Source organism: Bradyrhizobium tropiciagri, from assembly GCF_018130505.1.
In the GTDB taxonomy this organism is placed as follows: Bacteria; Pseudomonadota; Alphaproteobacteria; order Rhizobiales; family Xanthobacteraceae; genus Bradyrhizobium; species Bradyrhizobium tropiciagri_B.
In genome coordinates this window covers 17,951-30,851 of the sequence record NZ_JAFCKH010000023.1, presented here as the reverse complement: position 1 = coordinate 30,851, position 12,901 = coordinate 17,951, and the positions used below count along the sequence as shown (strand labels likewise).

General features: G+C 66.7%; 14 protein-coding genes. 5 read left to right on the top strand and 9 right to left on the bottom strand.

Annotated features, from left to right (window positions below; translation table 11 throughout):
• Positions 1-214 precede the first annotated feature (214 nt).
• The 4 genes from uvrB to JQ633_RS34860 all read right to left on the bottom strand — a co-directional run bounded on the left by uvrB (position 215) and on the right by JQ633_RS34860 (position 4,716).
• Entirely contained in the window at positions 215-3,151 is a 2,937-nt protein-coding gene (gene uvrB, locus JQ633_RS34875; protein WP_211990365.1) for an excinuclease ABC subunit UvrB, read from the bottom strand.
• 104 nt (positions 3,152-3,255) lie between these two features.
• The gene (locus JQ633_RS34870; RefSeq protein ID WP_211990364.1) at positions 3,256-3,447 is read right to left on the bottom strand and encodes a hypothetical protein; all 192 of its coding nucleotides are present in this window, start codon (positions 3,445-3,447) and stop codon (positions 3,256-3,258) included.
• 11 nt (positions 3,448-3,458) lie between these two features.
• Positions 3,459-3,683, bottom strand: a complete 225-nt coding sequence (locus tag JQ633_RS34865; RefSeq protein WP_211990363.1) for a hypothetical protein — start codon at positions 3,681-3,683, stop codon at positions 3,459-3,461.
• Between the two features lie 127 nt (positions 3,684-3,810).
• Positions 3,811-4,716 carry a LysR substrate-binding domain-containing protein gene (locus JQ633_RS34860; RefSeq protein ID WP_211990362.1) on the bottom strand — a complete coding sequence of 302 codons (906 nt, stop codon included), beginning with the start codon at positions 4,714-4,716 and terminating at the stop codon, positions 3,811-3,813.
• A 291-nt stretch (positions 4,717-5,007) separates the two neighbouring features.
• Here JQ633_RS34860 and JQ633_RS34855 point away from each other — a divergent pair, with 291 nt between their 5' ends.
• Positions 5,008-5,769, top strand: coding sequence for a sulfite exporter TauE/SafE family protein (locus tag JQ633_RS34855; RefSeq protein WP_211990361.1), 762 nt, complete (start codon positions 5,008-5,010; stop codon positions 5,767-5,769).
• Between the two features lie 28 nt (positions 5,770-5,797).
• Positions 5,798-6,031 carry a hypothetical protein gene (locus JQ633_RS34850; protein WP_211990360.1) on the top strand — a complete coding sequence of 78 codons (234 nt, stop codon included), beginning with the start codon at positions 5,798-5,800 and terminating at the stop codon, positions 6,029-6,031.
• A 6-nt stretch (positions 6,032-6,037) separates the two neighbouring features.
• Here the strand turns inward: JQ633_RS34850 and JQ633_RS34845 are convergent, their stop codons facing one another.
• Both JQ633_RS34845 and JQ633_RS34840 read right to left on the bottom strand, forming a co-directional pair.
• Positions 6,038-6,655 (bottom strand): SCO family protein, encoded by a 618-nt coding sequence (locus JQ633_RS34845; RefSeq protein ID WP_433995723.1) that lies wholly within the window; start codon positions 6,653-6,655, stop codon positions 6,038-6,040.
• A gap of 2 nt (positions 6,656-6,657) precedes the next feature.
• Positions 6,658-7,773, bottom strand: coding sequence for an MBL fold metallo-hydrolase (locus JQ633_RS34840; RefSeq protein ID WP_211990358.1), 1,116 nt, complete (start codon positions 7,771-7,773; stop codon positions 6,658-6,660).
• Positions 7,774-7,990: 217 nt separating this feature from the next.
• On the opposite strand from JQ633_RS34840, the gene JQ633_RS34835 reads away from it, so the two are divergent.
• A complete protein-coding gene (locus JQ633_RS34835; protein ID WP_211990357.1) occupies positions 7,991-8,698 on the top strand; it encodes a glutathione S-transferase N-terminal domain-containing protein in 708 nt (235 codons plus the stop codon).
• 106 nt (positions 8,699-8,804) lie between these two features.
• Here the strand turns inward: JQ633_RS34835 and JQ633_RS34830 are convergent, their stop codons facing one another.
• A complete protein-coding gene (locus JQ633_RS34830; RefSeq protein WP_211990356.1) occupies positions 8,805-9,596 on the bottom strand; it encodes a crotonase/enoyl-CoA hydratase family protein in 792 nt (263 codons plus the stop codon).
• 88 nt (positions 9,597-9,684) lie between these two features.
• On the opposite strand from JQ633_RS34830, the gene JQ633_RS34825 reads away from it, so the two are divergent.
• Positions 9,685-10,278, top strand: coding sequence for a TetR/AcrR family transcriptional regulator (locus JQ633_RS34825; RefSeq protein ID WP_211990355.1), 594 nt, complete (start codon positions 9,685-9,687; stop codon positions 10,276-10,278).
• A 27-nt stretch (positions 10,279-10,305) separates the two neighbouring features.
• Here JQ633_RS34825 and JQ633_RS34820 read toward each other — a convergent pair whose 3' ends face one another.
• On the bottom strand, positions 10,306-10,992 hold the full coding sequence (locus tag JQ633_RS34820; protein WP_211990354.1) for an HAD family hydrolase: 687 nt from the start codon (positions 10,990-10,992) through the stop codon (positions 10,306-10,308).
• A complete protein-coding gene (locus JQ633_RS35330; RefSeq protein ID WP_249159879.1) occupies positions 10,989-11,192 on the bottom strand; it encodes a cysteine-rich CWC family protein in 204 nt (67 codons plus the stop codon). Before JQ633_RS35330 ends, JQ633_RS34820 begins: the two co-directional genes overlap by 4 nt.
• Before the next feature lie 141 nt (positions 11,193-11,333).
• Between JQ633_RS35330 and JQ633_RS34815 the strand changes: the two genes are divergently transcribed.
• Positions 11,334-12,899: a DUF1800 domain-containing protein gene (locus JQ633_RS34815; protein ID WP_211990353.1), complete on the top strand. Its 1,566-nt coding sequence runs from the start codon at positions 11,334-11,336 to the stop codon at positions 12,897-12,899.
• The last annotated feature ends 2 nt before the right edge of the window (positions 12,900-12,901 follow it).

Below are 12,901 nucleotides of genomic sequence, written 5' to 3'. Positions count from 1 at the left end.
CTATCATCGACTTGGTAAGCGGAACAAGTGTCGGCTATGTCCCCGAACACCCGTCGGTCATGTCCCCGGGCTGAACACTTGACCGGGCGATGACGGCGGTGCGTGAAGCGGCAGCTTCGCGATAGCCGCCTGCGGTGTGCCGGTCGTCGACGGTACTGACCGCCGCGAGCGCGTGCTCTCGCAGAAGTGCGAGAAGCTCGGCGCGCGTCATAGCCTACCTTTTCTTCCACCCGCCCCGTTTCCCCGGCGCACCGCCGCTGCTCCGCGGCGATGGCCCGAACTCCGGGCCGGACTGCCGCGAATCCGTCGGCTGGATGATGCGGCTGTTGCCGCCGAACGGCTTTGCCGGCAGTGCGCCACCCGCGCGGAACGGTAGCGATTCCGGGCCGTGCATTTCGTCGAGGTCGGGCTTGTGGACGCGAGAGCCGGACTTGCCGCCGCGGCCGGCCTTGATCGAGGTTTGCGCGGCCTTGTTCTTCAGGGCGCTGACCGGGAGGTTGGCGGCGTCGCCGTATTTCCTGGTGCCGGCATAGGCACCCGCCTGCTTCTGTACGTGGCGCTGTTTGGCGGTGGGGTCGTCGACCACGGCCATTTCGGTGGCGCGCAGGCGCTTGACCTCGTCGCGCAGCCTTGCGGCTTCCTCGAAGTTCAGGTCGGCGGCGGCTTCGCGCATCCGCGTTTCGAGGTCGCTCAGCACGGCCTCGAAATTGTGGCCGATGCTGATGACGTCGTCGGCCATGCCGCCGTCGCCGATCTCGACCAGCACGTGGTCGCGCTCGTAGACCGAGTTGAGGATGTCGCCGATCGATTTCTTGACACTCTCCGGCGTGATGCCGTTGGCCTCGTTGTACTCGACCTGCTTCTCGCGGCGGCGGTTGGTTTCGGCGATGGCGCGCTCCATCGAGCCGGTCATGCTGTCGGCGTAGAGGATCACCTTGCCGTCGACGTTGCGCGCGGCGCGGCCGATGGTCTGGATCAGCGAGGTCTCGCTGCGCAGAAAGCCTTCCTTGTCGGCGTCGAGGATCGCGACCAGCGCGCATTCGGGAATGTCGAGGCCTTCGCGCAGCAGGTTGATGCCGACCAGTGCGTCGAACGCGCCGAGCCTGAGATCGCGGATGATCTCGATGCGCTCGATGGTGTCGATATCGCTGTGCATGTAGCGGACGCGGATGCCCTGCTCATGCAGATATTCGGTGAGGTCCTCCGCCATCCGTTTTGTGAGTACCGTGATCAGCGAGCGATAGCCGGCCGCGGCCGTCGCACGCACCTCGCCGACGAGATCGTCGACCTGGGTGCGGGCCGGGCGAATATCGACGGGAGGATCAATAAGTCCGGTCGGGCGGATCACCTGCTCGACGAACACGCCGCCGGACTCGTTGAGCTCCCAGCCGCTCGGCGTCGCCGACACCGCCACGGTCTGCGGCCGCATCATGTCCCACTCCTCGAAGCGGAGCGGGCGGTTGTCCATGCAGGAGGGCAGGCGGAAGCCGTATTCGGCCAGCGTCGCCTTGCGGCGGAAGTCGCCGCGGAACATGGCGCCGATCTGCGGCACGGTGACGTGGCTTTCGTCGGCGAAGATCAGCGCGTTGTCCGGGACGTATTCGAACAGCGTCGGCGGCGGTTCGCCGGGGCGGCGACCCGTCAGGTAGCGCGAATAGTTCTCGATGCCGGCGCAGCTTCCGGTCGCCTCCATCATCTCGAGATCGAAGGTGGTGCGTTGCTCCAGCCGCTGTGCCTCCAAAAGGCGGCCCTGGTCGTTGAGCTGGTCGAGCCGCAGCTTCAACTCGCTCTTGATCGACTTGATCGCCTGCACCAGCGTGGGGCGCGGCGTCACATAGTGCGAGTTGGCGTAGATCTTGATGAATTCGAGCTCGTCCTGCTTGTGGCCGGTGAGCGGATCGAACTCCTCGATATTCTCGACGGTGTCGCCGAACAGGTTCACGCGCCAGGCACGGTCCTCGTAGTGCGCCGGGAAGATGTCGATGACGTCGCCGCGGACGCGGAAGGTGCCGCGTGTGAACTCGGCCTGGGTGCGCTTGTATTGCAGGGCGACGAGGTCGGCGATCAGCTGGCGCTGGTCGATGCGCTCGCCCTTCTTCAGCGCGAAGGTCATCGCGGTGTAGGTCTCGACCGAGCCGATACCGTAGATGCAGGACACCGAGGCGACGATGATGACGTCGTCGCGCTCGAGCAGCGCGCGCGTCGCCGAATGGCGCATGCGGTCGATCTGCTCGTTGATCGAGGAGTCCTTCTCGATATAGGTGTCGGTCCGCGGCACATAGGCCTCGGGCTGGTAGTAGTCGTAATAGCTGACGAAATACTCGACGGCGTTGTCGGGGAAGAAGTTCTTGAACTCGCCGTAGAGCTGCGCCGCCAGCGTCTTGTTCGGCGCCAGGATCAGCGCCGGGCGCTGCGTCGCCTCGATCACCTTGGCCATGGTGTAGGTCTTGCCCGAGCCGGTGACGCCGAGCAGCACCTGGGTGCGGTCGGTGCGGTCGATTCCCTCGACCAGCTCGGCGATCGCGGTCGGCTGGTCGCCCCTCGGCTGGTAGTCGGACTTGATCTCGAAGCGGACGCCGCCCTCGGATTTCTCCGGGCGCGGCGGACGGTGCGGCGTCCACACCCGCATCGAGCCGTCGTCCTTGCGGAATTCCGGACGGCCGTCGCGGATCAGATTCTCCAGCGCGTCGGCGGTGGCCTTGACGCCGAGCGCCTCCATCTTGTTACGCGGCGGGCGGGCCAGTGCCTCGTCATCGTCCTCAGCGGTGGGCAGCCCGAGTTGCCGCGCCAGTTCCGGATCGAGCGTCGGGATGGTGGCCGAGGTGCCGTAATTGGCCTGCGGGGCTTCTTCGAATCCTGCGGTATCGCGCTTCGCGACGTCCTCGCCGGCTTCGCGTGTCGACGCCCGCGCGCGATGCGCGGCGGCCTCGCCGCCGGCGCGGCGGTCCCAGGAATTGTCCGGCGGCGGCTGCAGCCCGGTGCCCGAACCCATGCCGGCATCGCCGCGATTGATCGCGGGGTTGAGCAGCTCGGCCAGCGCCGGACCGATCGGCAGCACGTCGGGCCGATGCGCCTTGGACTTTGGCGCCTTGGGCGCTTTGGATGTCGGGGTCTTGCCGGGCTTTTTGGGAGTGTTGGGGGTCTTCGCCATGGCCGGAATATGGGACGAGTCCGGCAGCGAGAAAAGGGCAAAGGGCGCGTGGACTTAGCCCGCGCTTTTGCTGTCAGCAGATGTCAGCAGAATCCGGACGCCGCCTACGACCGCGGCTTGTCGACGATATCCATGTGGATGCCGCCGCAGCCGCCGCAGCGCGTGGTCCAATAGTCGGCCGCGCGACCGGGGATGACGCGCAGCAAAGCCAGTTCCGCGGCGCAGTCGGGGCAGGCGGTCTTCACCTGCGGCGGCCAGACCGGATCGGGTTCACATTGCGGGACAAGAGCAACCATGGCGCCACCCGTCAGGCCGACGGCATTGTCATACCAGACCGCTGCCGGAGCCGGTCGATAGTCCTCGTCGCGTCGCTGATCGCCGCATCCCGATCGGACCACGCAAAGCCGATGTCGAGCGTTGGAAACGGCATGCCATCGATGACGACCGGCTCTTGATCGATCCGTTGAATCCTGGCGTGCCATTGCCCTGTTCCCACTTCGAACGACCTGATTTCAAAACCGCTGTAGATCATCACGACCTCGATCGCCCCAGGCCATCGAACCACGCGGGCGCGACGGCAAATGTGAGCGAGATCACAAGGTCCGAGGTTTATTTGCGCGGATTGGGAAAACAGGCCCGGATAGCGGTAACCCGGGGTATCAACCGACGCCGCGAGCGCCCTTGCGCGGGGCGGCGGGTTCGGCCGCGGCGCGGATGATCCAGCGGCGGAACGCGGCGAAGTCGCGCTGGTCGGCATGGAAGCGGCGATAGACGAGGTACCAGCGCATCCCCTTCGGCACGCTGAGGGCGAACGGCGCCACCAGCCGGCCGGCGGCGAGATCGTCGTCGATATAGGGCCGGATCCCCATCGCGATGCCGAGCCCGTCGACGGCGGCCTGCAGCGCCTGGCCGTAGAACTGGAACTCGGGCCCGCGCGCGTTCAGCCGCGGCACGCCGGCGGCCTTCAGCCAGGACGGCCAGTCGTCCGGCGAATGCGCGACGCGGATCAGGCTCGGGCCCTTGAGGTCGGCCGGACGCTTCAGCGTGTTGGCCAGCCGCGCGGTGCAGACCGGCAGCAGGTCGGCGGCGAACAGCGGCTCGGCGACGAAGCCCGGCCATTCGCCGTCGCCGAGCTTGATGCCGCAACTCCAGTCGTCGCCGAACGGCGCCGCGACCCCGCCGGTCGTGATCCGCACCTCGATGTCCGGCTCGGCTTTGCGGAATTCGGCAAGGTGCGGGATCATCCACTTCATCGCGAAGGTCGGCCCGACGCCGACGGTCAGCACCCGCGTGCTCGCCGACGCCGTAACCTGCGCGGTGAGGCTGGCCAGTGCGTCGAAGATCGGCGTCAGCCCGCTCTGATAGGCGCGGCCGGCCACGGTGGTGACCAGCCGGTTCGCCTTGCGCTCGAACAGCGCGACGCCGAGCCGCTCTTCCAGCAGATGCACCATCCGGCTGATCGCCGCCGCCGAGACGTTGAGCTCGCTGCCCGCGGCCGCAAAGCTGCCGGTCCGCGCCGCCGCTTCGAATGCCTTGATGCCGTTGAGAAAGAGCAGCCGCCGCAATTCGTAACCCTCAGGAAAGCTGATGCAAGGGCAAGATAACTCAGTTTGCGGGAATGCGCCAAGCGGAGCAGAGATATGAGCATAGTGGTTTAGTTGCCGAGTCGGCGCGTTTCCTCGCCTCTCCCCGCACGCGGGGAGAGGCCGGATCGCATCGCAGGATGCGATCCGGGTGAGGGGGACTTTCCGCGAGTCCATCTGCAACCTCCCTCGCGGAGGCTCCCCCTCACCCCGACCCTCTCCCCGCAAGCGGGGCGAGGGAGGGAAGCGCCGGCGCAGCCGGAGATTTTCAAAATGAGTCCATTACTGATCGCAGCACTCGGTGCACTGATGGTCGCGACCGCCTTCCTGTCGGGGCTGTTCGGCATGGCCGGCGGGCTGATCCTGATCGGCGTGCTGCTGGCGATCCTGCCGCTGCCCTCGGCGATGGTGCTGCACGCCATCACCCAGATGGCCTCGAACGGCTGGCGCGCCTTGCTGTGGCGGAAGCATATCCGGTGGCGGCCGGTCGCGGTCTACATGATCGGGGTCGCGCTGGCACTCGCCCTGTGGTCGATCACGCGTTACGTGCCGGACAAGCCGGTCGCGCTGCTGCTGCTCGGCGTCACGCCGTTCATGGCGCGGCTGATGCCCAAGAGCATCAAGCCCAACCCAGACAGCATCTGGCAGGGCGCGTTCTACGGCTCGGCCTGCATGGGGTTGATGCTGATGACCGGCGTCTCCGGACCGCTGATGGACACTTTCTTCCTGGGCGGCGGCTACGACCGGCGCGAGACGGTGGCGACCAAGGCGACCTGCCAGGTCGCGAGCCACCTCACCAAGCTGATCTATTTCGGCGGCATCATCGACCAGGCCGCCTCGCTCGATCCAATGGTGGCGGCGGTGGCGGTCGCGGCCTCGATGCTCGGTACCTCGCTGGCACGGCGGATCCTCGAGGCGATGAGTGACCAGCAATTCCGTACCTGGGCCAACCGGCTGATCACGACGGTGGCGGGCTATTACATCATCTACGGCGGCTGGCTGGTGCTCGCGGGCAATACCGCGAGCGCGCAGTGAGCGGATCGCACGACGGCAGGAGGACGGCATGGCGGAGATGACTGATGCCCTGGTGCTCGATCTCGTCGAGTGGATCGCGCGCGAGCCGCGGCCCTATGCCGAGGTGATCGAGGTCTGGCGCACCTCGTGCCCGCGGCTGACGATCTGGGAAGACGCCGTCGACCGCGGCTACGTCGTGCGCCGGCCCTCGGTCGAAGGCATGCGGGTGATGGTGACCGAAAGCGGCGCGACGTTCTTGCGCGCGCATGGGCGGATGCATTGAGGCGCGTCAGCGTCCCGGCGCCGCCAGCCTCGGCTTGATGATCTCCACCATGCGGTCGGCCGAGGTGCCCGGCGGGAAGAAGCCGAGATAGCTGCCGTCGCGGTCCATCAGATAGATGTAGGCGGTGTGGTCGACGGTGTAGTCGCCGGCGTCCTTCAGCGGCACCCTGGCGTAGTAGACCTTGTAGGCGTCGGCCACCTTGCGGATCGCCTCATCGCTGCCGGTGAGGCCGATCAGGCGCGGGTGGAATAGCGGCACGTATTCGGCAAGGTGACTTGCGGTGTCGCGCTCGGGATCGACGGTGATGAAGATCGGCTGCACGCTGTCCGCATCGCTGCCCAGTTTGTCGAGCGCGAGCCCGATCGCCTGCAGATCGGTCGGGCAGACGTCGGGGCAATAGGTGAAGCCGAAATAGACCAGCATCAGCCGGCCGCGGAAATCGCGGTCAGTGCGGAGCTTGCCGGCCTGGTCGGTGAGCTCGAACGGGCCGCCGACCGGCTCCCGATTCCACATCAGGATGTCCATGGTCTCGGCCGCCGAGCGTGCCGATGGCACTGCATAGCCGGCAAGCGCGCTCGCCAGCGTCAGCCACATGCCGGCGCAGGCGAGCGCAAAGGCGCGCATGCTCATATGCCGAAGGAGAGGCGGCTGCCGGTGGTGGTGACCAGCACCTTGTCGCCGAGCTGCGCGGTCGCCTCCTGCACGAAGTTGAGTCCGGAACAGTGCATCGGCACCACCACGTCAGGCTCGAGCTTCTTGATCTCGGCGACCACCTCGGTGAGGTAGTCCTTCGGCGCCGGCCCGAGATGGAAGCCGCCGACGATGGCGTGCACCTTCTGGATGCCGGAGACCTCCTGCGCCTGCTTCACCGAATTGACGATGCCGACATGGCCGCAGGAGGAGATCACGACGAGCCCGAAATCCTTCACGTTGAAGCAGGTGGCGTGCTCGTGGATGTGCTCGTCGGGCACGATCTTGCCGTCCATCTCGGCCGGCAGATAGTGGCTGGCGTTGCAGCCGAGCCCGTCCTTGATGCCGAACTCGACCCAGGTCTGCGGCAGGATGCGCTCGATGCTGCGGCGGGTGATCTTGCCGGTGGTGAAGGCGTGGCCTGCGATCACGGTCGGCGTCTCGCACAGCACCGTGGTGACGCGCTGCGCCGCGAGCTGGCGGCGGTCGAGCGTGCCGAAATCGGCGAACTGGCCCTTGGTCGGCGTCGCGCTGACGCGGTGGCAGAAATTGTCCTCGCCGCCGGCATAGAGCTTGATGTCGGCCGGCAGTTTGTCGCGGAATTTGTCGAGCAGGCCGTTGAGGCCGCCGAAATGATCGTAATGCCCGTGGCTGACGATCAGCGCGTCGAGCTTCGATGGATCGACGCCGATGAACGCCATGTTGTTGAGCAGCACCTCGGGCGTGTAGCCGTAATCCAACATCAGCGTGCGCTGCGCGCCTGCGGCCTGCGACTCCAGCCACAGCGACAGGCCCCATTCATTGTGCAGCGATTTCTGGAAGTTGGCGGTGCGCGTCGGCGCCGCGACCGAGGCGCCGCCGGCCTGCTTCGGCTTGAAGAACATGTCGAAGCTGGAATCGACCAGCACGCGGATCGACAGCTTGTCGACGGTCGGCACCTCGATCGGCGCCGCGCTGGCGATCTCGACGCAGGAAAATGCGCCTGCCGCCGCGGCGCCCGCGAGCGCCGCCGAACCCTTGAGAAAATCACGCCGTGCCAAATCGCGCGTCATTGCAATCTCCCCTGGCTGAAAAAAATTCTCGGTATCGTCAGTGGCGGAGCCTAGGAGCAATCGGGGCACGGCTCAATCGCGCGCCTGCGCCGGCCGCACATCACATTCGCGCGCGGTGCATTGCACGCGGCATTGACTTGGCGGCGGGGTTGCGCCCAAATCCATGCATCCGCATCTTTCTCCCCATGCAGTCCCTGGAAAACGCAGGATCGCCCCCATGATCGATCTTCACTATTGGTCCACGCCGAACGGTCACAAGATCACGATGTTCCTCGAAGAGACCGGGCTCGAATACAAGGTCTTCCCCATCAACATCGGCAAGGGCGATCAGTTCAAGCCGGAGTTTCTCGCGGTCGCACCGAACAACCGGATTCCCGCGATCGAAGATCATGCGCCGAAGGGCGGCGGTAAATCGGTGTCGATTTTCGAATCCGGCGCGATCCTGCTCTATCTCGCCGAGAAGACCGGCAAATTCCTGCCGAGCGATCTGCACGGCCGCTATGACGCGATCCAGTGGACGTTCTGGCAGATGGGCGGGCTCGGCCCGATGGCCGGCCAGAACCACCACTTCCGCAACTACGCGGTCGAGAAGCTGCCTTACGCGATCGACCGCTATGTCAACGAGACCAACCGGCTCTACGGCGTGCTCAACAAGCGCCTCGCCGACCGCGAATTCATCGCCGGCGAGTACTCGATCGCCGACATGGCGAGCTATCCCTGGGTCGTACCCTACAAGAACCAGGGCCAGGAGATCGACGACTTCCCGCATCTTAAGCGCTGGCTGGAGACCATCGGCAAGCGCCCGGCGACCGAGCGCGCCTATGCCAAGGCGAAGGAGGTCAACCCGAATTTCGGCCAGCCCGCGATCCGCACCGAGGAGGAGCGCAAGCTGCTGTTCGGTCAGACCGCGGCGGTGGTGCGGTAGGCTATCTCTGCAGGCAAAAGCCGTAGGGTGGGCAAAGGAGCGTAGCGACGTGCCCTCCATCCGCGACGTGCTCGCGATGGCGGGCACGCTGCGCTTTGCCCACCGCTCACGCCCCGACATACTTCGGCGGACGTCGCTCCCTCCACGCCGCCAGCCCCTCCGCCAGATCGCGGCTTCCCACCAGCGCGGCGAACTGCCCGCTCTCGACCAACAACCCCTCGGCTATCGGCATGTTGAGCCCCCGGGTCACCGCGGTGATGACGCTGCCGACCGATCCCGGCGAATGCCTCACAATACGGCCAGCGAGTTCGCGCGCGGCGTCCAGCAACCGATCGTGGGGTACGACCTTGTTGACCAGCCCGATCTCGCGCGCGTGCTCCGGTGAGAACGGATCGCCGGCCAGCAGCAATTCTAGTCCGCGCTTGCGCCCGGCCAGCCGCGGCAGGCGCTGCGTGCCGCCGAAGGTCGGGGGCATGCCGAGCCTGATCTCGGGTTTTGCAAACAGCGCGCGGTCGCTGGCTACGGCGAGATGCACCGCCTCGGTGATCTCGCAGCCGCCGCCGAAGGCGAGCCCGTTGATCGCGGCGATGACAGGCTTCTTGAACGCCTCGAGCCGCGCGGTCATCGATTGTCCCCGGCGAACGAAGTCGCGCACCGCGATGGCGGCGCCCTGTTCGACGCTTGCCGAGAATTCGTGGATGTCGGCGCCGGCGGAGAAGGCGCGCTCGCCCGCGCCGGTCAGGATCACCGCGCGCACATCGGCGTCGCCCTCGATGCGGTCGAGCGCCGCCATCAACCGGTCGATCAGGTCATAACTCAAGGCATTCAGCCGCTCCGGGCGGTTCAGCGTGATCAGGGCGATCCCGTCGCCGACGGTGAGCAGGATGGGTTCGGTCATGATGCAATCTCCGGCATTGGCGTGTCGGAGGCGAATGTAGGAGCGGCCGCGATTTGTGTATATTCACTGGTCGGTATACATACGTGGCATGCCCAGACCCTCCGAGCCGACGCGCGAACGCATCATCCAGGCGGCCAGCGCGCTGTTCTACAATGAAGGCATCCGCCGGGTGAGCGTCGACGAGGTCGCCGCCAGGGCCGGCCTCACCAAGCGCACGCTGTATTATCACTTCCGCAGCAAGGACGATCTTGTTGCCGCCTATCTCGCCGCGCGCGACCAGCCCAATCTCGCGCTATTCCGCAAATGGTTCGACGAGGCGGACGGCGGATTGCCGCTGAAGGTCGAGGCGATCTTCCGCAACCTCGCGCGTTCGGCGCGGCATCCGAAGTGGAAGGGCTGCGGCTTCCTGCGCACCTCGGCAGAGCTCGCCAGCATGCCCGGCCATCCCGCGATCAGGATCGGCGCCGCGCACAAGAAGAAGTTCGAGGACTGGCTGCGCGCAACCTTCGCGGCGGAGGGGATCATCGATCCGCTGAAGCTGGCGCGGCAGATCCTGCTGCTTCTCGACGGCTCGTTCGCCGTGGTGCTGCTGCATCGCGACGCCAGCTACATGGAGACCGCGGGCGAGGCCGCGCGGACGCTGATCGAGACGGCGCTGCCGGGGCGGCGCAAGGGCCGATAGGCTCGGCGATTCCCGTCGCAATGAAGGCTACGCGGAGCGTGCCAGCCCGCCGCGCTCACGCAGCATCGCCAGCACCGCGTTGAGGTCGGGCAGCACCGCCGCGCATTTCGCGCGGGTCGCTTCGGTCGGCGGCGCCATGTCGGGCACCATCAACGTGATGGCGCCGGCGGCGTGCGCGGCGGTGACGCCGTGGTTGGAATCCTCGACCGCGACGCAGGCCTGCGGCGCAACGCCGAGACGCGCCGCTGCCTTGAGATAGAGCTCGGGATCCGGCTTGCCCTGTGCGACGTCGTCCAGCGTCAGCAGGGTCTCGAAGCGGTCGCGGATGCCGGCGAGTGCAAGGTTGCGCTCGGCCGAGCGGCGCGAGGACGAGGTGACGATCGCCATCGGGCGCGGCGCGGCGGCGAGCGCGTCGAGCAGGGCCAGCGTGCCGGGCTTGAGCGGCAGGCCTGCGCGCATCATCTCGTCGCGATGGTCGAGGAACGCCTGGTTGACCTCGGCGAGCGGGAAGGCCGCGCCGTAGCGCTCGAGCAGCATCGCCTCGCAGACCGGGCCGGGCAGGCCGACCATGGAATGGCACAGCGTGACGACATCGTCGGTGTAGCCGGAGGCATTCAGCGCCGCGACCAGGCTGTCGAAATAGACCTTCTCGGTGTCGAGCAGCGTGCCGTCCATGTCGAGCAGCACGGCGTCGACGGTCCAGCGCCCGCTCATGTCGCGCTCACGCTTGCGTGTTGTTCCGCGAGCTTGCGCAAGCAGGCGGGACACAGACAATCGCCGCCGTCGGCCGGCATCGGCAGGCGGAAGCTCTCGTCGGAACACCAGCACGGCCCGCCCAGCGTGCAGGAAAATTCGCTGCCGCATCTGGCGCAGGCGAGACGTCGAGGTGAAGTGTTTTCGATTCGATCTGTCATGAATGAACGTGAATTCTAACCGCGATTTAATCGTGGAATTAATCCCGGGTTCATCTCGAACCGCGTTATGATGCCAAGCAGTCCAGATACTACGGACCTGCAGTCGAGGGAACTGCAAGCTGCCTAAACTGGGACCTTAACATGGCTCGCGATTCGCAAGCAGCGCTGGTCGCCCTCAATCGGTTCGGCTTCGGCGCGCGCGGGGGCGCATCGGGCGACTTCAACAACGCCGCGTCCGATCCGCGCGGCTTCGTCGTCGCCGACCTGTCCCGTCCGAACGGCGCGCTGCTCGAAGTGCCCGGCCTGCTCTCGACGCCGGAACTCGGCAAGCAGGTGTTCGACTATCAGTTCGAGGTGCAGCAGGCGCGCAATGCCGCGAGGGCGGCACAGTCCACCGCGAGTGAAACGCCGCCGGCCACTGATGCAAGGCCGGTTGAGCGGCGCAACTTGTCGCTTCCCTCGGCCGCCAAGGCGATCGCCGGCAACGATTCGCCGATGCAGGCGCAGACCGCCGACGATGCCAAGGCAGCGACGGCGCCTGGCGCGACGATGCAGCCGCCGGCCAATTCGCCGAGGCCACCGGCCGAGCCGCCCAACATCATCCAGAAGACGTTTCGCGCCGAGGCGCTGGCGCGGCTGCAGCGCGGCGTCGCCGCCGAGTGCGGCTTTGTCGAGCGGCTGGTGGTGTTCTGGTCCAACCACTTCTGCATCTCCGCCAACAAGGGCGCGCTGGCGCGGATGTGGTCGGGCTCGTTCGAGCGCGAGGCGATCCGCCCGCATGTGCTCGGCCGTTTCGCCGACATGCTGAAGGCGGTCGAGCAGCATCCGGCGATGCTGTTCTTCCTCGACAACCAGCAATCGCTCGGGCCGGACTCGCGCGCCGGCCTCAACCGCAAGCGCGGACTGAACGAGAATCTGGCGCGCGAGATCATGGAGCTGCATACGCTCGGCGTCGGCGGCGGCTACAGCCAGGACGACGTAACCTCGTTCGCGCGCATCATCACCGGCTGGACCTTCGCCGGCCGCAATGGCCGGCTCGGCCCGCCCGGCAGCTTCGTGTTCAACGCCAATGCGCATCAGCCGGGCGCGCAGCAGGTGCTGGGCAAGACCTATGCGCAGGAGGGCATCGCGCAGGGCGAGGCGGTGCTCGCCGACATCGCGCGGCATCCGTCGACCGCAAAATTCATCGCCGCCAAGTTCGCGCGCCATTTCGTCGCCGACGATCCGCCGCCGGCGCTGGTGGCGAAGCTGCAGGACGCCTTCACCAAAACTGGTGGCGACCTCAGGGCGCTCGCCGTCGCACTGGTCGAATCCGGCGAGGCATGGCAGGCGCCACTCACAAAGATGCGCTCGCCCTATGAATTTCTGATCGCATCGGGCCGCCTGCTCGCGCGCAACCCGGAAGACCCGGGCCGCTATCTCGGCGGCCTCAACCTGCTCGGGCAGCCGTTGTGGTCGCCGGCCGGGCCGAACGGTTTTCCGGACACCAGCGCGGCCTGGGCGGCGCCGGAGGGCATGAAGCTCAGGCTCGATATCTCAGCACAGCTCGCCGCGCAGATCGGCGACCGGCTCGATTCGCGCGACCTGCTCGCACTCGTCGCCGGCGATGCCGCTTCGCCCGAGACGCGGCGCACGATCGAACGCGCGGAATCGCGTCAGCAGGCGCTGGCGCTGCTGCTGATGGCGCCGGAATTCCAGAGGAGGTGACG